At 61.2% G+C, this 17,408-nt stretch carries 17 protein-coding genes, 1 tRNA gene and 1 pseudogene; 13 read left to right on the top strand and 6 right to left on the bottom strand.

Going from position 1 to position 17,408, the window contains the following annotated elements; all coding sequences use genetic code 11:
* Window positions 1–135 precede the first annotated feature (135 nt).
* The 5 genes from ACNJYA_RS30735 to ACNJYA_RS30715 all read left to right on the top strand — a co-directional run bounded on the left by ACNJYA_RS30735 (window position 136) and on the right by ACNJYA_RS30715 (window position 4,701).
* Entirely contained in the window at window positions 136–405 is a 270-nt protein-coding gene (locus tag ACNJYA_RS30735; protein WP_172787527.1) for a hypothetical protein, read from the top strand.
* A gap of 486 nt (window positions 406–891) precedes the next feature.
* Window positions 892–2,454: a 2-isopropylmalate synthase gene (locus ACNJYA_RS30730; protein WP_439364251.1), complete on the top strand. Its 1,563-nt coding sequence runs from the start codon at window positions 892–894 to the stop codon at window positions 2,452–2,454.
* A gap of 196 nt (window positions 2,455–2,650) precedes the next feature.
* Complete coding sequence (locus ACNJYA_RS30725; protein WP_172787382.1) at window positions 2,651–3,655, top strand: TRAP transporter substrate-binding protein; 1,005 nt, start codon at window positions 2,651–2,653, stop codon at window positions 3,653–3,655.
* Between the two features lie 195 nt (window positions 3,656–3,850).
* Window positions 3,851–4,459, top strand: coding sequence for a Spy/CpxP family protein refolding chaperone (locus tag ACNJYA_RS30720; RefSeq protein ID WP_439367537.1), 609 nt, complete (start codon window positions 3,851–3,853; stop codon window positions 4,457–4,459).
* Between the two features lie 166 nt (window positions 4,460–4,625).
* Window positions 4,626–4,701 (top strand) — tRNA-Lys (locus ACNJYA_RS30715).
* 312 nt (window positions 4,702–5,013) lie between these two features.
* On the opposite strand, the gene ACNJYA_RS30710 is transcribed toward ACNJYA_RS30715, so the two are convergent.
* On the bottom strand, window positions 5,014–6,540 hold the full coding sequence (locus ACNJYA_RS30710) for a hypothetical protein (RefSeq protein ID WP_439401231.1): 1,527 nt from the start codon (window positions 6,538–6,540) through the stop codon (window positions 5,014–5,016).
* Between the two features lie 170 nt (window positions 6,541–6,710).
* On the opposite strand from ACNJYA_RS30710, the gene ACNJYA_RS30705 reads away from it, so the two are divergent.
* The 4 genes from ACNJYA_RS30705 to ACNJYA_RS30690 all read left to right on the top strand — a co-directional run bounded on the left by ACNJYA_RS30705 (window position 6,711) and on the right by ACNJYA_RS30690 (window position 9,214).
* On the top strand, window positions 6,711–7,034 hold the full coding sequence (locus ACNJYA_RS30705; protein ID WP_439401230.1) for a hypothetical protein: 324 nt from the start codon (window positions 6,711–6,713) through the stop codon (window positions 7,032–7,034).
* Window positions 7,035–7,356: 322 nt separating this feature from the next.
* The gene (locus tag ACNJYA_RS30700; protein ID WP_439401229.1) at window positions 7,357–8,136 is read left to right on the top strand and encodes a patatin-like phospholipase family protein; all 780 of its coding nucleotides are present in this window, start codon (window positions 7,357–7,359) and stop codon (window positions 8,134–8,136) included.
* A gap of 1 nt (window position 8,137) precedes the next feature.
* Window positions 8,138–8,635, top strand: coding sequence for a hypothetical protein (locus tag ACNJYA_RS30695; protein ID WP_439401228.1), 498 nt, complete (start codon window positions 8,138–8,140; stop codon window positions 8,633–8,635).
* A 42-nt stretch (window positions 8,636–8,677) separates the two neighbouring features.
* Window positions 8,678–9,214 carry a hypothetical protein gene (locus ACNJYA_RS30690; RefSeq protein WP_439401227.1) on the top strand — a complete coding sequence of 179 codons (537 nt, stop codon included), beginning with the start codon at window positions 8,678–8,680 and terminating at the stop codon, window positions 9,212–9,214.
* Here the strand turns inward: ACNJYA_RS30690 and ACNJYA_RS30685 are convergent.
* Window positions 9,180–9,482, bottom strand: a complete 303-nt coding sequence (locus ACNJYA_RS30685) for a hypothetical protein (RefSeq protein ID WP_439401226.1) — start codon at window positions 9,480–9,482, stop codon at window positions 9,180–9,182. The genes ACNJYA_RS30690 and ACNJYA_RS30685 overlap by 35 nt on opposite strands.
* A 653-nt stretch (window positions 9,483–10,135) precedes the next feature.
* Between ACNJYA_RS30685 and ACNJYA_RS30680 the strand changes: the two genes are divergently transcribed.
* Window positions 10,136–10,993 carry a hypothetical protein gene (locus ACNJYA_RS30680; RefSeq protein ID WP_439401225.1) on the top strand — a complete coding sequence of 286 codons (858 nt, stop codon included), beginning with the start codon at window positions 10,136–10,138 and terminating at the stop codon, window positions 10,991–10,993.
* On the opposite strand, the gene ACNJYA_RS30675 is transcribed toward ACNJYA_RS30680, so the two are convergent.
* From ACNJYA_RS30675 to ACNJYA_RS30665, 3 genes and pseudogenes are all read right to left on the bottom strand, one after another.
* Window positions 10,990–11,229, bottom strand: coding sequence for a hypothetical protein (locus tag ACNJYA_RS30675; protein ID WP_439401224.1), 240 nt, complete (start codon window positions 11,227–11,229; stop codon window positions 10,990–10,992). The two genes, ACNJYA_RS30680 and ACNJYA_RS30675, sit on opposite strands and share 4 nt — an antisense overlap.
* The gene (locus tag ACNJYA_RS30670) at window positions 11,210–11,560 is read right to left on the bottom strand and encodes a hypothetical protein (RefSeq protein ID WP_439401223.1); all 351 of its coding nucleotides are present in this window, start codon (window positions 11,558–11,560) and stop codon (window positions 11,210–11,212) included. Before ACNJYA_RS30670 ends, ACNJYA_RS30675 begins: the two co-directional genes overlap by 20 nt.
* Window positions 11,561–11,615: 55 nt before the next feature.
* Window positions 11,616–12,179, bottom strand: a pseudogene (locus ACNJYA_RS30665) (ATP-dependent DNA ligase); the annotation flags it as partial.
* A 105-nt stretch (window positions 12,180–12,284) separates the two neighbouring features.
* On the opposite strand from ACNJYA_RS30665, the gene ACNJYA_RS30660 reads away from it, so the two are divergent.
* On the top strand, window positions 12,285–12,473 hold the full coding sequence (locus tag ACNJYA_RS30660; protein WP_439401222.1) for a DUF3606 domain-containing protein: 189 nt from the start codon (window positions 12,285–12,287) through the stop codon (window positions 12,471–12,473).
* A gap of 25 nt (window positions 12,474–12,498) precedes the next feature.
* Here ACNJYA_RS30660 and ACNJYA_RS30655 read toward each other — a convergent pair whose 3' ends face one another.
* Window positions 12,499–12,777 carry a hypothetical protein gene (locus ACNJYA_RS30655; protein WP_439401221.1) on the bottom strand — a complete coding sequence of 93 codons (279 nt, stop codon included), beginning with the start codon at window positions 12,775–12,777 and terminating at the stop codon, window positions 12,499–12,501.
* A gap of 1,400 nt (window positions 12,778–14,177) precedes the next feature.
* Here ACNJYA_RS30655 and ACNJYA_RS30650 point away from each other — a divergent pair.
* Window positions 14,178–15,140 carry an ArdC family protein gene (locus ACNJYA_RS30650; RefSeq protein ID WP_439401220.1) on the top strand — a complete coding sequence of 321 codons (963 nt, stop codon included), beginning with the start codon at window positions 14,178–14,180 and terminating at the stop codon, window positions 15,138–15,140.
* A 97-nt stretch (window positions 15,141–15,237) separates the two neighbouring features.
* Complete coding sequence (locus ACNJYA_RS30645; RefSeq protein ID WP_439401219.1) at window positions 15,238–17,355, top strand: ParB/RepB/Spo0J family partition protein; 2,118 nt, start codon at window positions 15,238–15,240, stop codon at window positions 17,353–17,355.
* Window positions 17,356–17,408: the final 53 nt, after the last annotated feature.

Raw genomic sequence — 17,408 nt, 5'->3', positions numbered from 1 at the left:
CGAGGCGGAGGTTAGTCCGGTCCGCGTCCAGTTGCGAGAGGTAGACTTGAAGCTGCTGCGCGATCGCAGGTCGCAATTTCGTCACCTTCGAGTGCGTTTGGAGTGCGGGGCGCTAGGGGGATAAAGCTGGAGCTCATTGTGCAAGCCGTCGTCTTGGTCGTCCTTGTCTCGTTCGCATTTGCGGCTGGCTATTTCACGCGGGACCACGTCTCGCGAAAAAGGCGGGCGGAGGCACGCCGCTGGCGCGAGTACACGGAGCCGGACTGGCTCGCAGCCCACGCGCCGGCCAACACCAACGAGATCGTGAAGGCCGGCACTGCTGCTCCCGTGGCGACCGGCGAGCTCGGCCAGATGCTGAACCGCTGGGAGAGTAGGGCGCGCGCCCGCCGCACTGGCACCGCGTAGGCGTCTCCCTCGCAAATCTTGCAGCCTGTCGTGCAGCCTGGATGGAGCGGAAGCGAAATCCAGGACCGTGTTCCCGCATTGCGCGTCGCTCCATGCGGGCTGCGCCCTCGTGCAGCGAGCTATTAGGTCACGTATGTTGACCATCTTTTGGCGTTGCAGTTGCGGCCATTTCTCGTCTAGAAACGGGCGCATCGAGCCTCCCGGCAACCAACCGTCAACGGTTTTGACCGAGGATTTGAGGCTCAAACGGGTCCGGCAATGCTGATTCGCGGCCAAATCGAGGGGATTTCGGGGGAGGTGGCTCAGGCCGCCGCCACGATCCCGGCCGCGTCGCTGCCCACCCTCCTCATTGGCGGCCTTCTTCTTACTTGCCCCTGAGGGCCGGCTGGGCGCCATGCGCCTGGGCGCTCAGGGGTTGGTCGAGATCACCGGACACCTCAAGCGCCAAGGAATGAACGGCGCAAACGCTCAAAAGGAAATCTAGGAATGGCCACCGTGAACAAGTCCGAGAAGGACCGCGTCATCATTTTCGACACCACGCTGCGCGACGGCGAGCAGTGCCCCGGCGCCACCATGACCTTCGAGGAGAAGCTCGAGGTCGCCGAGCTGCTGGATGATATGGGCGTCGACGTCATCGAGGCCGGCTTCCCCATCACCTCGGAAGGCGACTTCCAGGCCGTCAGCGAGATCGCCCGCCGCTCCAAGGATTCGGTCATCGCCGGCCTGTCGCGCGCCCATCCCGCCGACATCGACCGCTGCGCCGAGGCGGTGAAATTTGCAAAACGCGGCCGCGTTCATACCGTGATCGCGACCTCACCGCTGCACATGCGGGTGAAGCTGAACAAGACCCCGGAGCAGGTGATCGAGACCTCGGTCGCCATGGTCGCGCGCGCCCGCAACCAGATCGACGACGTCGAATGGTCGGCCGAGGACGGCACCCGCAGCGAGATGGATTTTCTCTGCCGCATCGTCGAAGCCGTGATCAAGGCCGGCGCCACCACGGTGAACATCCCCGACACCGTCGGCTATACGGTGCCGGAGGAATACACCCACTTCATGAGGACGCTGATCGAGCGCGTGCCGAACTCGGACAAGGCGGTGTTCTCCGTGCACTGCCATAACGATCTCGGCATGGCGGTGGCCAATTCGCTGGCCGGCATCACCGGCGGCGCGCGCCAGGTCGAGTGCACCATCAACGGCATCGGCGAGCGCGCCGGCAACGCCGCGCTCGAAGAGATCGTGATGGCGATCAACGTGCGCAACGACAAATTCCCTTACTGGAACAAGATCGACACGACGCAGCTGACCCGCGCCTCGAAGCTGGTGTCGGCGGCGACCTCGTTTCCCGTCCAGTACAACAAGGCGATCGTCGGCCGGAACGCCTTCGCGCATGAGAGCGGCATTCACCAGGACGGCGTGCTGAAGGACGCTTCGACGTACGAGATCATGCGCCCCGAGATGGTCGGCCTGAAGCAGTCATCGCTGGTGCTCGGCAAGCATTCCGGCCGCCACGCCTTCGTGCACAAGCTGGAGGAGATGGGCTACAAGCTCGGTCCGAACCAGCTGGAGGATGCGTTCACGCGAATGAAGGCGCTCGCCGACCGCAAGAAGGACATCTACGACGAGGACATCGAGGCGCTGGTCGATGAGGAGATGGCGGCCTCGCACGACCGCATCAAGCTGACCTCGCTGACCGTGATCGCCGGCACCCATGGCCCGCAGCGCGCGACCATGAAGCTCGACGTCGACGGCCAGATCAAGATCGAGGAGGCCGAGGGCAACGGTCCGGTCGATGCCGTGTTCAACTGCATCAAGCGCCTGGTGCCGCACGAGGCCAAGCTCGAGCTGTACCAGGTCCACGCCGTCACCGAAGGCACCGACGCGCAGGCGGAAGTGTCGGTGCGGCTGGCGCAGGACGGCCGCTCGATGACGGCGCGCGCGGCGGATCCGGATACGCTGGTGGCTTCGGCCAAGGCCTATCTCGGCGCGCTCAACAAGATCGTCATGAAGCGCCAGCGCGACACGGTGACGACGGCCGCGGCGAGCTGACGAACGAAGCTGCGAGTTGTTGCACCTCTCCCGCAAGCGGGAGAGGGGGCGCAGCGGTGCTCGCGGCGTGCACCATGAATGGCTGCCCTGCTAAGGGCCAATAGCGAGCGTGCAGGCGAGCCGCTATTGATGCAGCCGGCATAAGATTGGCTACCCGGCACCGCCGGGCGGCCCAAACAAACAACAGGGAGAAACTATGCGCACCTTGGCAATCGCTGCGTCCATCGCGGCTCTGGCACTTGGCTTGAGCGGGCCGGCACTGGCCCAATCACCGATCATCATCAAATTCAGCCACGTCGTCGCCACCGACACGCCGAAGGGCAAGGGCGCGGAGAAGTTCAAGGAGCTCGCCGAGAAGTACACCGGCGGCAAGGTCAAGGTCGAGGTCTATCCGAACTCGACGCTCTACAAGGACAAGGAAGAGCTCGAGGCGCTGCAGCTCGGCAGCGTGCAGATGCTGGCGCCGTCCAACTCCAAGTTCGGGCCGCTCGGCATCCGCGAGTTCGAGGTGTTCGATCTGCCCTACATCCTTCCGGACCTGAAGACGCTGCGAAAGGTGACGGAAGGGCCGCTCGGCACCAAGCTGCTCAAGCTGCTGGATGCCAAGGGCATCACCGGCCTTGCCTATTGGGACAACGGCTTCAAGCAGATGAGCGCGAACAAGAAGCTGATCACGCCCGCGGACTACCAGGGCGTCAAATTCCGCATCCAATCCTCGCGCGTGATCCAGGCCCAGTTCAAGGCGCTCGGCTCGCTGCCGCAGGTGATGGCATTCTCGGAAGTGTACCAGGCGCTGCAGACCGGCGTGGTCGACGGCCAGGAGAACACCTGGTCGAACATCTATACCCAGAAGATGCACGAGGTGCAGAAATACATCACCGAGACCAATCACGGCTACATCGGCTACGTCGTGATCGTGAACAAGAAGTTCTGGGACGATCTCCCGGCCGACATCCGTGGCCAGCTGTCGAAGGCGATGAAGGAAGCGACCGATTTCAGCAACGCGCAGTCGCAGAAGGAGAACGACGACGCGCTGGCCGAGATCAAGAAGAGCGGCAAGAGCGAGATCATCAAGCTCACGGCCGAGCAGGACGAGGCGATGCGCAAGGCGATGGAGCCGGTCTACAAGGATGCCGCCGGCCGCGTCGGCCAGGCGCTGATCGACGAGTTCGTGAAGGAAGCCAAAAGCACGACGAACTGACCGCCACCGGCGGCCAGGGAGGGCTTCCGCGCACCGCACGGAAGCCCTTTTTTGTTGCAAATCGTTTCAGTTTGCATCTGAACGGGCATTCACGGCGGTACATTTCTACAAGAGCGCGCTTCCTGTCCAAGTTGTAAGTTGCGCGACAGCCTGCTCGCGCTCATCCTCGCGGGCATCCTTCCGGAGGAGGCCAAGATGAAGAAATTCACCATTGCCGCCATCGCCGTGCTCAGCATCGCCGGCTCGGGCGCGGTCTATGCCCAATTTCATCGCCCGTGGATGGAGCACGTCCGCCACATCCGCATGAACCCCGAGGACCGCGCCGCCTTCGTCGATGCGCGGATTGCCGCCGTCCATGCCGGCTTGAGGCTCAACCCCGAACAGGAGAAGCTGTGGCCGCCGGTCGAGGCGGCCGTGCGGGAGTTCGCCAAGCTGCGCATCGACCGTGCCAATGCGCGGATGAATACCGCACCCGGCGACGCGTCGAGGGATGCCGATAGACCGGAGGATCCGATCGCCCGCCTGCGCCAGCGCGCCGAGGACATGGGGGCCAGCTCCGCCGCCTTGAAGAAGATCGCCGATGCCGCCGATCCGCTCTACAAGACCCTCGACGAGGGCCAGAAACGGCGCCTCGCCGTGCTGACCCGGCACCGCGGCCCGTTCGGCGGCGGCGAGGACGGCCCGCGCCACCACCACTTCATGGACCGCATGGACCGCATGATGGAACGGGGCGTGGACCATTTCCATCATGACCGCTTCGACCGTGACCGCGGTCCCGACCGGGACCGGGAGGGCCGGCTCTGAACGGACCGGCTCTCGCGCCGTGAACCCTGGCGAAGCCGCTGGAATTTAGCGGCTTTTCGCATTTCCGGTCCTCTGGACGAGACCTTGGAAAACTTGCGTCCGATCGCTTGCCAGACCCGGATCGCTTTGCTAAACGACCGGCCTCGCAAGGCTTTGACCGCCTTTCGGGCGCATAGCTCAGTTGGTAGAGCAGCTGACTCTTAATCAGCGGGTCCCAGGTTCGAGCCCTGGTGCGCCCACCACTCTCAAGGCATTGGCCCGCAAGGGCTTTTTTAATTTGCGCGACGGAACAAACGGGGGCTCGTGCGACGCTTTTGGTGGTCGTACGTCGCACGCCGTGCGACGAGTCGGATAATTGGGAGCGTTCTTGCAGGGCGCGGGCGATCGTAGATGGCAAACCCCGCGCGTTTCACAGATGACCCAGTGCCGAAGCGCTTGGCTCGTTGAAGGAATGAGTCGAAACACAGAATGCGAGATTGGCCGCGCGCTGCGCGACCTTAGGCCGGAGCCCATGCTCCGCTGAAACACCAGCCATGAGGTCTACTGGTCTCTGTTCAGCCTTTCATGCCTTCCTTACGCACTTGCAATTCAAGTCTGTCGATGCCGGAATCGGCGCGAGCCGCATTCCGGGCGCGGTAGTGCTTCACGATGGTCTGCGCGCTTCGGTATGAATGCCCAGTGATGTCGCAAATCGTCAGCAAGTCGCAGCCAGCTCGATCGAGAAGCATGACGCAGGTATCGCGCAGATCCTGGTCGTGCTTTTGGTCGAGTTCGCCGGCGCCGCTTACAAACATCAGCGCAGGACAGGGCTTCAGGCGCCATGCCGTCTCATCGCTATTGCTGTCGCGTGCGGTCTGCGCACCCAGCCATTCCGCTAATGCGCTCTTGCGCTGGTCGACTGCTCGAGCGCGCTGCGCCTTATTCTCCTCGTCGAGAGGAAAAGGGGCGAACAGCCTATCGACATCTTTAATCAGTTCGGCGCTCAGTCGCTCTGCGCGTACAACTGCCTGGCGCGCGCTGTCGCGCGCGAGAAAGCCAAAGATCGCGACGGCCCGGGCGGTCGACACCCAATGGCGATAGGTGCTCTCGTCATAAGGCTCGCCATTGTCCTCATTGACCACGAGTTCAGGTGGCACCTTATCCAGTTGAAGCCGAAGCTTGAGCTCTTTTACGCGTGCACGCGAGGCATTCAGCCGTGCGCTGAGTTGTGGCGCCTCTTTGATGTCGACAAGTTCGCCAGTCTTGCTCTGCCGGAACGCGTGACGGCCCTCAACGTCGCTCTCATTGCGCATAATTAGACGGTCAGTCTGGCGCTGCCCGGTGAACAACGCCAGATGAAAGCTATCGCCGACCGAATGCCGTTCGATCGCATCGGCTGCGGCGACCCATGCGGAGAATTCGGGCATCGTAACCTGCACTATGCGTCCCTCTGGATGATCGAACTCCATGCCTTCTCGCGGGTTGGGTCCGAGACGCCACAGGATGCTTTCTTGCCCCCAAGTGAACGCCGCTGAGAGCGTCGCTATCATCGAGAGCGCCATATGATGGCCGCGAGCCGATTTCGCATAGTTATAGAAGGCGCGGAATTCCGGTTTGCCGATTGACGTCGGAGTGGCAGTCGCGATCGCCTCGAGTTCTCGTACGGGCGCGGCCAAGCCGAGCAGCCTGGCGGCACGGATTTCGGCGCGCATCTTCGCCGCGGATTCGCGTGATTGCGGTCGGTACAAGATAGCGGAGATACACTTGCGATAGGAAGATTGCGAGGCGGCCGACAAGGATTTGAACTCAACCGACTTGCTCCAATCGTCCAGAAGATCTTCGATCGTACAACGCTTCCGGATGGTAATTTTCTTCGGTAGCTTGCCGGCGCGGCGCGCCGCCTCGATCTCCGACTTTCGCTTGTCTGAAAAGTCTGAGGCTTCTTGGAGATTGAACCAAGCACCGACCGGACGGCCTTTTTCATCGTACGGCGCATGGCGCAAGTCGGCATCGACAAAGCCGAGAGCTCTGGCATAAGAGCCGTGCGACGAGCGAGGACGGCCATTACGCCACTTCACATGGGGAAATTTGGGATCGGCCATAAAAAGCCTCAGTGCCAGTAAGAGATGGCACCCATTGGAATCTAGCGCGATCTAGTCTGTCAAGAGTCGTACTGGCCGTAAGCTCTCCGCAGCCGCTCGCGGTGATCCTCGTCACTTGCTGCTGGCGGCGGCGCGAATGCGTCATTAGCAATTGTCTTTGGGCGCATAGGATGATGTCGGGTAAGCCAAGCATCGAAGCCGGTGCGTTCCCATTTCAGCGGTCCTCGCTCGCTGATCGGCGAAGGCAGGCTATCACGCTCGTGCCTGAGGCGGCGCGTGCGATAGAACGTATCCAGAGAAACGCCAATCGCCGCGGCGACGTCGGTCGCAGAATAGGGTGGCTGTATGCTCTCAGCGCGCAAATGCATAATGCCTCGCCGCTCTTGGCCTTTTTGGCCAAAGATTTGATGAAGCAAAATGAGCAGACGGGAGTACAGACGGAAAGCATTCCCAACCTGCGTGTAGGGAATTTGGCTTCTTTGGAGTGCGAATAGGACGCCCGGGTGTTAACATGCCAGACGTTCGTCCGCCGCTCCAGCATCAGACGCTCTTTTCTGGACCTATTGACTCTTAATCAGCGGTTCCAGGTTCGAGCCCTGGGGCGCCCACCACTTTAAGACATTGGCCCTCCGAGGCTTTTTTAATTGCCTCGTTGCCCCAAGTCCGCCGCCCAAAGCGGGCGTGGCACCGATTTGGCACCTCCAACCTGCTGACAAAGTCCCTATTAGAAACTGCCGTCCATGCGCAGCTGGGGTTGCGCGAAACGTGGTGGAACCCCAACTTACAGAATGGAGAGCGCGCAAACCGGGGGCCAGAATGGCCGAATTTTCTGCGGCCAAGCCGTGCCGGATACTGAGCTTAGACGGCGGGGGTGCCAAGGGCTTCTACACCATCGGAGTGCTTAAAGGCCTCGAAGGCTTGCTGGGTGCGCCGCTGCACAAGCACTTTGACTTGGTCTTCGGCACCAGCACCGGCTCAATCATCGCCGCACTAATCTGCTTGGGTCACCCGGTCGACGAGGTGCATCAGCTCTATCGCGACCATGTAGTTAAGGTGATGAGCAAGTGGTTTCCTTGGACGAAGTCCAAGGCATTGCGCGAACTTGCCGTCGAGGTGTTCGGAGATAAAGACTTCTCTGCTATTCAAACCCACATCGGCATCGTTGCCACGCGATGGCATTTTGAGACCCCGATGATCTTCAAGACTGCGGTCTCTCAAGCGCACGGCGACCACGGTAACTTTGTTCCGGGATTTGGCTGCAAGATTGGGGATGCGGTCCAAGCCTCATGCTCGGCCTATCCGTTCTTTCAACGCAAGCTGATTGTTACCGCCGACAAGCAGAAGATACTTACGGCGGACGGCGGCTTCTGCGCCAACAATCCAACCCTGTATGCTCTCGCGGACGCGACCGAAGCTTTCAAGGTGTCGCGAGAGTATATCCGCGTTGTCAGCGTGGGCGTGGGTAATTACGCGATCGTGCCGCTCGCCCCGAGCCGAGATATGAAGCAGGCCTATCGCGTCGGTTGGCTGCGATCGTTTAGGGCGCGATACCAAGCGATGTTGGATGCTGCCTGGCCTGAGAAGGGCGCGGGCTAGCATGTGGCAGATGGTCGGGCTCATTCTGCTGCCGTTCGCGCTGCTCCTCCTAGCGGGGGTCAATAAGGCGCACAAGGAAGAGACCGGCGTATCGATGCCGTCTCGCGGCGCCCTCAAGTCGATGCGCCGTCGCGCGCGCAAGAATGGCGTCGGCGAAGCTGAGTATTACGCGGGCTGGGTGGAGCGGAAGCAGAAACGGGAAGGCGTGCTCCCTATGGCCCCGGCGAGCCCGATCTCAGCGGCGAGGCCGCCGCCTTTGATGCCGCCAAAGCTGCTGAAGCCCGAACGGCTCAGGGCTCCTCCCCATGAGCCCTTTGACGTTGAGCACTTGTCCATGATGGCGGCTGGGTTCGGATGGACGCTCCGGCGGCAGGCGTTCGGCATGTACTATCTGCTAGACGGAAAGGGGGCTGCGGTCGCCAATCCGTATGCAGCAGCTAACGACATCGGGACCGATTTCTCCCGCGAAGACCTGGAAGACTTCCTGCTTACTTGTTAGGGCGAATTGTAGCATCACTTTTGAGAGCGGAGATTGAAGCAAATGAAGGACAAAGACGCCCGCGGCGTCGTTCTCCGCGCCCTTTACGAAGTTCGCCATACGCAGCGACACCCCGGCATTCCGTCTGACGTTCCCGGGCTTGAGCAGTTGGAGCCTGCGGTCCTGATGAACATCCTCCGCCAGCTGAAAGAGCAGGGCCTCATCGACTTCACTCCCCTGTCCGGCGGCGATAGCTTTTTCGGGCGCGGTAATATCAGTTCCTATGGAGTGGACGTCGTCGAGGGTGAGAGCACCCCGCCGATCGCGATCACGGTCGACAACAGTGTAAACGTTCACGCGTCTCAGAACGTGATGGTCGGCGGTTCCAGCAATACCCAAACCGTTACTATGAATGTTGAGAAGCTCTTAAATGCGGTTGATCAAGCTCAGGCGAGCGCCACTGAGAAGGCTGAAGCGAAGTCGCTGTTGCAGAAGGTGTTTGATAACCCGCTGGCTAGAAAAATATTGGAATGGTTTACCAGGGGGAATTCGGGGGATGAGTCTGCTATTCGCGCGCTAACGCCGCTTCCTCCATCTTAGCGGCTTTTGCCTTCAAAGCGGCTTCGGCTTCGTTCATGAGCGGCGTGTTGAGAAAGCCAATGGGAAAGCAGGTCACTTCCGTAAGGTAGCTGTGTATCAGCTTAATCTCAGCCTCTAGCGGATGGCCATGCTGATTACCATACGAGGCGGCGCCGAGCGTATATCCGTTCGCATTTCCCAAAATGCGGACCGTTGTGTACGTGCGAGTATCGATGGCGAGGCAGATTTGGGTCGGGTCGTCGCGGTTAGGGCGCTTGCTGCGGGCCATTCTGTTTCCAAGCCAACTAGTCTTCATATGCTTGAGCGACGAACTGTACGGCTCCATTGGCCTTTTTCATACTTATCTTCATCTGTATCGGGCTTGGGCCAAGCATTGATTTCCCTGCGCATGCAGAAATAAAGTGGAAATGTGGCTCTTCCAGCATCGACCGTATTGATAGATTACCTAGAGTGTCAAAGTGCACATCCATCTCTGAGCCTTTCTCTCTGCAAGAACAAAGATGCGCTTGCACAGCCCTGTCAGAGTGTCGATCGTCATTTCACCCATGGGACAATAGATAGACCTAGCGGGGGCTGGGTACAAAGAAAGCCCACTTGCCCCCGCAGGAGGGCTTCTTTGTTGATGGGGGATTGCGTAGGAAGTTCGCAGCCTCTGGCTGCCGCGTATCTCCGACCTTGCTCTCGTCGCGCGCGTGGTTGTTGTAGAGCTTGAGGCGCCTGAGCTGCTTGTTGCGCCAGGCGGGGTCGTCGCAGAGCTTGCTCTCCCTCGACCTGCCGGAGGAGGTCTTCAAGGCGCTCGGCCTCGGCTTTGGTCTCTTCTTCGGTAGCAGTGGTGTCGGCGGCGCGGTCCTCAGTGGCGGCTTCCATATCCGGAATATAGCACCTATAAGTAGCGTACAGCCTCAATGTGTCGGAAACAGCATGTCCTACCAAGCCACAGTGTTCAACGTGATGATTGCTTCCCCGAGTGACGTGGACATCGAGCGCGGGCTCGCTCGCGAGATCATCCATGAATGGAATGCCGTTAATTCGTCGACGCGGAGCATCGCGCTGATGCCTATCGGATGGGAGACACATTCCCACCCATCTATGGAAGACCGCCCGCAAGGAGTATTGAACAAGCAGATTTTGGACGATGCGGACCTGCTTGTCGCGATATTTTGGACGCGCATCGGCACCCCGACAGGCGAGGCGGTCAGCGGATCGGTCGAAGAGATCGAGAGGCACGTCAATGCCGGCAAGCCCGCGATGATCTACTTCTCCTCGGCGCCCGTCCGGGCCGAAAGCGTCGTGGACGCGCAGTACAAGGCGCTCTTAGAATTCAAAGCCAAGCTGAAGGACCGCGGCCTGTACGTGCCTTACGAGTCCACGGGCGACTTTGCCGCCAAATTCCGGAACCAGCTGGCGCTGAAGATCAACAACGACATCTTCTTCCACGTCGAAGGCGTGGGCGCCGACCGCACGGCATTTGTCGACCAGACCCTCACGGAAGCCTTCGAGAAGGTCCCGCCGATGACCGACGAGGCGCGGACGCTGTTGCTGGAAGCCGCCTCGGACCCTGGCGGCCAAATCCTCCATATGAAGCTGATGGATGGGGAGCGTATCCAGACGAACGGAAAGCAGTTCATCGCGGACAATTCCGCGCGCACGGCCGCGATCTGGGGTGGCGCGCTGAACGAGCTTGTGGACTTGGGCTTAGTCCAGGGGACGGGGCTTAGACACCAGATCTATAAGGTCACTCGCGAGGGCTATGAAATGGCCGAGGCGATAAAGTCCTAGGCGTAGACGTCGAAGTCCTTCCGCTGCCCTTGGCTTACTGAGGTGTGGATATCCTCCTTGACGGGTTTCGGAGCGTGGTGGCGCATCTGCCACGCGATGGCTGCGGCGATGAGCAGATCAAAGTTCCTGGTGGTGAGCCGCACGTCCTCGTCCCGGTCCATCGGGTCGTCGCGGGTGTAGGCTCTCAGCTCCGCTATGAGGTCGGGGTCGGATAGCTCAAGGTGCCCGTCTTCCACCGCCTTGCGCAAGTCCATGAGCATGGTGGGCTTGGTGGCCGGTGGTCTGCCAGCCGTACGTCTTGTCCTTGCACTCCACGCGGTGCGCGGTGCCCGCGAACTGCTCCATGACGAAGATGTTCTCGTATATCTGCTTGAGCCGGCCGAGCGTCGCCGCGCCGTAGTTGTTGGCCTCGGGAGCGATCAGGCACTCGCCGAACATAGCGGCCTGCCGGGCTTTCTCGTCGCCGAAGATGTCAGGCTTGATGGTGCTGTTAGCGTAGGTCGCCACGACCTTGTTAGGCAGGGTGGCATAGTCGATAAAGACGGACGTTGAGCTATCCAGCCCCACGCCCCCGCCGATGTCGTGCCCCGAGCCGTAGCGATGGCTCGGGTTGAACTCTGGAATAGGCGCTGCCCCGGACCTTCGAGACGACGCCTTCGAGGCCGAGCTTGCAGGCGTGCGCGAACATCTCACGGCCGTCTATCTCGAAGCTTTCGCTGAACTGGATGTCGGTGCCGCTTAAAATCTTCTTGAGTTCGGCTTTGCGCTGAAGGAGCGGTAGCTTCCGGATATCTCGGCCGTTCAGATAGAGCAGATCGAACGCGACGAGCACGATGCTCTTCGACTTGCCCTTGAACTCGTTCTGCAGAACCGAGAAGTCGGTCGTGCCGTCGGCGGCAGGTACCACGATCTCGCCGTCCACCACCGCCGAGTTCGCCTTGATCCGCCAGGCGTCATGAGCGACCTTCTTGAAGCGATGCGTCCGATCGTGGCCGCGCCGAGTGAAGATCTTCGCCGTCTCGTTGGCCAGATGGGCCTGAACACGGTAGCCATCGAACTTGATTTCGTGAATCCAGCGCTCTCCGGATGGCACCTTCTCGATCGAGGTGGCCAGGGCCGGTTCGATAAAGCCGGGGAAGGGCGCCTTGACGCCGATAGCCGCCGGCATCTTACGCTGAAACGCCACTGAAGAACTCCACGCTACAGCCGATTCAAATTGGCACAGATCGAATGATTCCGGAACCGGCGAATCCTTGTTGCGTTGCCTCGCCGCCACGAACAGGAGGTATCCATGGCGGCAGCGAAGAAGTCGAAGACGTCCCGCGGACGCAAGCAGGACCGGGCACGGGTGGCCGGCGGGCAGGACTACGAGGTGCAGTACGAGGCGAAGAAGACCGGAAGGTCGACACCGGCGGTGAAAAAGGCTGTCAAAAAGGTCGGCAACGCGCGAAAGCGCGTGGAGAAACGGCTAGGCCGCTGAGCAGGAGACGGGCTGGCGTCGATGTTTAGCGTCGGTCCTCCTCGTCAGGGGCGCATTCGGGGCAGGTATCACCAATCGAGTCCAGCACGTCGCGAATTGCGGCCTCCGCTGCTTGAGGGGAGACGTCTGCTGGCGGGTCCTGACGGGCGATATCGAAGGCGCGCTCTCGTGCATGCGGATCGGCGCGGTCTTGCATCCAGCCGTGCTCCTGGCACTCGCGGATGGCGCCGGCTTCGTTCAGCACGTTGATCGCCCAATCGCGCAGGGTGCGGATCGCCGGCCGTCTCTGCTTGGTCATCAGCATTGAAAGGTTCTCCCACGCTGAGACGAATCGTTTTGTCCCGCAGACGTTCCCCGATCGCTAACACACGCCTGGGATTCGGGATCGCGGGATCTCGTGGTTTTTCGAAGGCTGAATTTTCCGCACGGCCAGGTGCTAGGGTGGGCAAGAACGAACTAGAGAAACCGTTTTCCGATCCTTCAGACGTCCGAGCTCAGGTGGTTGCTCCTTGTCCGTTTAGCGCATACGGCTGTCGCCGCACCGGGCTCTCGTGAACCGAGCCGCGCAGCGTCTCGGCCTTGCGGCTTCGATCCCTCGCGCACGAACAAATCACGCCCTCGCGGGGCAGAAATGAAAAACCGGACCTTTAAGCAGCCACCTGCACAAAGGTCCGGCCTTATCTCAGCGTGCCGCGATACCAAACGGCTGCAAAGGACGCTTCATATCCTTTGGGAGGTCTCGCTTTTTATCCGGGTTGCGACCCGAAGGCGGCAATAGATCAGTAGCCGATATGACTACTTCTTTTTCTTTGACGTCTTCTTTGCCACCTTCTTGGTAGCTGCCTTCGCGGTCTTCTTTGCCTTCTTCGCTTTCTTGGCCATGTCGTCCTCTGTAAGAATTGGCTCTCAGTGAACATGCCCACGCCGTGCATAGACATGCGCACGAGTGAGACGATATCACAAAAGCAAAATTGATACCAAGCAGACGTGAATCCGCATTGAGTCGCTCGCCGGAGGCACTCGCCCTCGGGCCCGCCGTCATTGCATTCCGGCGTTGCTATCACTGCCCTTCGGGTCGGGTGCCTTCTTAACCGGTCTCGCGACTGCACTCGGTCCCGGGTCCCGCCGCTACGCGTCGGCGCTATGCTGACCCTCCTGCGGGTGCCTCTTAGCCGGGTCTCGCGACCCTTGGTGGTCTCCGCTTCGCTGCGCCCACAGGCTCTCTTCCAGAATTGTGAGACTCTGTGAAAATGTCGGGCGGTTCTCGTATCATTGCCTGCATCACGTTCGCTCAGGTTTTGGCGCGTGCGGCCAGGGCCGCACCGGGCTCTCGTGGAACCGAGCCGCGCAGCGTCTCGGCCTTGCGGCTTCGATCACTCGCGCAAGAGCTTTGGTGCTCCTCGCCGGGGGCACTCGGGAAAGGGGCTCGCCTGCGGCGATCGCTATCACTGCCCCGTTCCCGGGTGCCGCTATTGAACCGGTCTCGTCGCTGCACTCGGACCCGCGTGCCCCTTCGGGTCGCTATGCTCACGCTCTCCGGGTGCCATTTTCCGTTGCCGCGATGCGCCCTTGGGCGCACGCCTGATCACGAATGAGGCTCTCGGTAGATGGCGCAAGGGCTGAGAGTAAGAGTGCAGGCTGGTTTTTCCGTGACGGGTTAGAAGTTGCGAGAGAGGCTCGCGGCGCCCGTCGCGGAGACCCGCGATGTCAAACACTACTGCTCGCGCGCGCGCCGGCCAGGACCGGGCAACCCTCTATAACGAAATTACCGACAAGATCATTGCCGAGCTTGAGGCCGGACGCATCCCCTGGGTTCAGCCCTGGGGTACGTCCGCGGCGAAAGCGCCGCTGGCCATGCCGAAAAATGCGTCGACTAACCGGCAATACAGCGGCGTTAACATCCTCATACTCTGGGGCACCGTGATTGAGCGCGGATTTGCCGTTCAAAGTTGGCTCACCTTCCGTCAGGCGCTCTCGCTTGGCGGCCACGTTCGAAAGGGAGAGCTCGGCACCACAGTTGTCTACGCGGATCGTTTTGTGCCGAATGACGAAAAGCGACGCGCAGCCGAGACCGGCGAAGATGCGCAGGCAATTACATTCCTCAAACGATTCACCGTCTTCAACACCGATCAGTGCGAGGAGCTGCCCGACGAGATCGCAAACGCGGCGCCGCCACCGCCGGCCGGCCTAATTGAACCCACGGTCGACGCTCTGATCAAGGGCAGCGGAATTCCATTTCGGATTGGTGGAGATCGTGCATTCTATGCAACCGCCGAAGACTACGTGCAGGTCCCGCCGCCGCAGGCCTATTTCGAACCCATCAACTGGCACCGCACGGCCTTGCATGAACTCGGTCATGCAACTGGGCATCCCTCGCGCCTCAACCGCGACCAGAGCGGATCCTACGGTACGAAGAAGTATGCCTTCGAAGAACTGGTCGCCGAGTTGAGTTCCGCGTTCAGCTGCGCGTCGCTCGGGATCGTCCCGACCGTGCGCCATGCCGACTATATCGGCTCCTGGCTTGAAGTCCTGCGCGAAGATAATCGGGCCATCGTGCGGGCCGCCTCGCAGGCGAGCAAGGCCGCAGACTATTTGCTCGACTTCATTCCCAAGTCCGTTGAGCCCGCGTCGCTGGATTCGGCTGTCGCCGATCCCGAGCCGGCGTGATGCTCGGCCTCGCGCGAGAGTGAGAGGAGGGAAGGCTGTTCGCGACGGGTTGGAAGCCGAGAGAGAGTCTCACGGCCGCCCGTCGTGGAGAGCCGAAATGACGAAAGCCGTACAAAAGATCACGCTGTCGCCTTCCCGGGACATTCCGTTTAACAAGCTCGTGCTCAGCCAGTCGAACGTTCGCCGCGTCGAGGCCGGTGTCTCGATCGAGCAGCTAGCCGAGAGCATCGCGCAGCGTACGCTCCTGCAAAGTCTGAGCGTCCGGGCCGTCGTTGATGCAGATGGCAACGAGACCGGCATGTTCGAGGTGCCGGCAGGCGGCAGGCGCTATCGGGCTCTCGAGCTCCTGGTGAAACAGAAGCGGATGTCCAAGACGCAGGCGGTGCCGTGCGTCGTCCGCGAAGGGGGCATCGCCGAGGATGACTCGGTGGCGGAGAACGACGAGCGGGTCGGTCTGCATCCGCTCGATCAGTTTCGGGCCTTCCAGACGCTCCGCGACCTCGGCATGAGCGAGGAAGACATCGCCGCCCGGCACTTCGTGAACCCTGCGATCGTGAAGCAGCGGCTGCGGCTGGCGTCGGTGTCGCCGAAGCTGCATGAGGTCTATGCCGAAGACGGCATGACGCTCGAGCAGCTCATGGCGTTCTCGGTCACAGCCGATCACGCCCACCAGGAGCAAGTCTGGCAGAACGTAAGCCGTTCCGGTTATGACGAGCCTTACCAGATCCGCCGGCTGCTCACTGAAAAGACCGTACGCGGGTCCGATCGCCGGGCGCAGTTTGTGGGCCTCGATACCTATCAGCACGCGGGTGGCGGCGTTCTGCGGGATTTGTTCGAGCACGACGACGGCGGCTGGCTTCAGGACGTCGTGTTGCTCGACCGCCTCGTGACCGAAAAGCTCAAGGCCGAAGCTGAGACGATCGGGGCCGAAGGCTGGAAGTGGATATCGGTCGCCGTAGAGTTCCCCTACGGTCACACTCAAGGGCTGCGAGAAATCGAGGGCAAACCTGTCGATCTCTCGCCTGAGGAGCAGGCCACCATCGATGCCCTGAACGCCGAGCAAGCCAAGCTGGAAACCGATTATCAGGATGTCGACGAGCTGCCCGACGAAATCGACCAGCGTCTCGGCGAAATCGAGGCGGCACTGTCGGCATTCGAAAACCGGCCGATGCACTACGATCCGACCGAGATCGCCCGAGCTGGTGTCTTCATCAGTATCGATTCCGAGGGGCGCCTCTCCGTGGACCGGGGTTACGTCCGGCCAGAGGACGAGGTGCCGGCAACTGATTGCGACGTCGGGCAGGACGCCGGTGCGTTGTCGACCGAAGGTCAAGAAGAGGGCGCTTCCGTTCAACGGACGGTGATCGCGGTCGCGGGTAGTGCTCCCGATGCTGAAGAAGATGATGAGGATGCGGCCAGGACTCTGCCGGATCGGCTGATCACCGAGCTGACGGCGCATCGAACGCTGGCATTGCGGGATGCACTGGCAGAAAATCCTGCGATCGCGTTCCAGGCGGTGCTGCATAATTTCGTGCTGACGGCTTTTTACCGGTTCGCGTCATCCGGAAGCTGTCTCGAGATCGGCCTTCGCACGCCGAACTTTCCAACTCAAGCTCCGGGGCTGAGAGAAAGCGTCTCCGCCAAGGCCGTCGAGGCGCGGCATGAGGCCTGGAAGGCACGGTTGCCGAAGAGCGAGAACGATCTCTGGGATGCGCTGACGGCGCTCGATGGTGGTGCACAGGCGTCGCTGTTCGCCCACTGTGCATCATTTGCGATCAATGCCGTCTATGAGCCGTCCAACCGCTACAATCAGGGCCGTGTCTCCGCTCACGGTGTCCGCACCCGTCTCGACCAAGCGGATGTGCTGGCGCGCGCGATCGGGCTCGACATGGTGCAGGCTGGCTGGCGGCCGACCGTCGACAACTATCTCGGCCGGGTCACCAAGCCGCGAATTCTGGAGGCGGTGCGGGAAGCCAAGGGCGAGTCGTCGGCGCAACTGATCGACCATCTGAAGAAGGCCGACATGGCCAAGGAGGCCGAGCGCCTTCTGGATGGCTCAGGCTGGCTGCCGGAGCCGCTGCGTCTCGTCGATCCCGATGCAGCGCCAATGGGGCAGGAGGGCGAAGCGGCCCAGCTGCCCGAATTCCTCGCCGACGATGAGGATCAGGAAAACGCCAGCGACGATGATCCGCAACAGCTCGACGGGGCTGAATGACATTAAGGTGCGGGACGGCACGGCCGTCCCGCTGTAGCGCGGGGACCGGCGTG

Origin of the sequence: Bradyrhizobium sp. BLXBL-01 (assembly GCF_051853025.1) — a bacterium.
Lineage (GTDB): Bacteria > Pseudomonadota > Alphaproteobacteria > Rhizobiales > Xanthobacteraceae > Bradyrhizobium.
The sequence above is the reverse complement of the archived record's forward strand: the minus strand, read 5'-3'. Positions and strand labels throughout refer to the sequence as shown.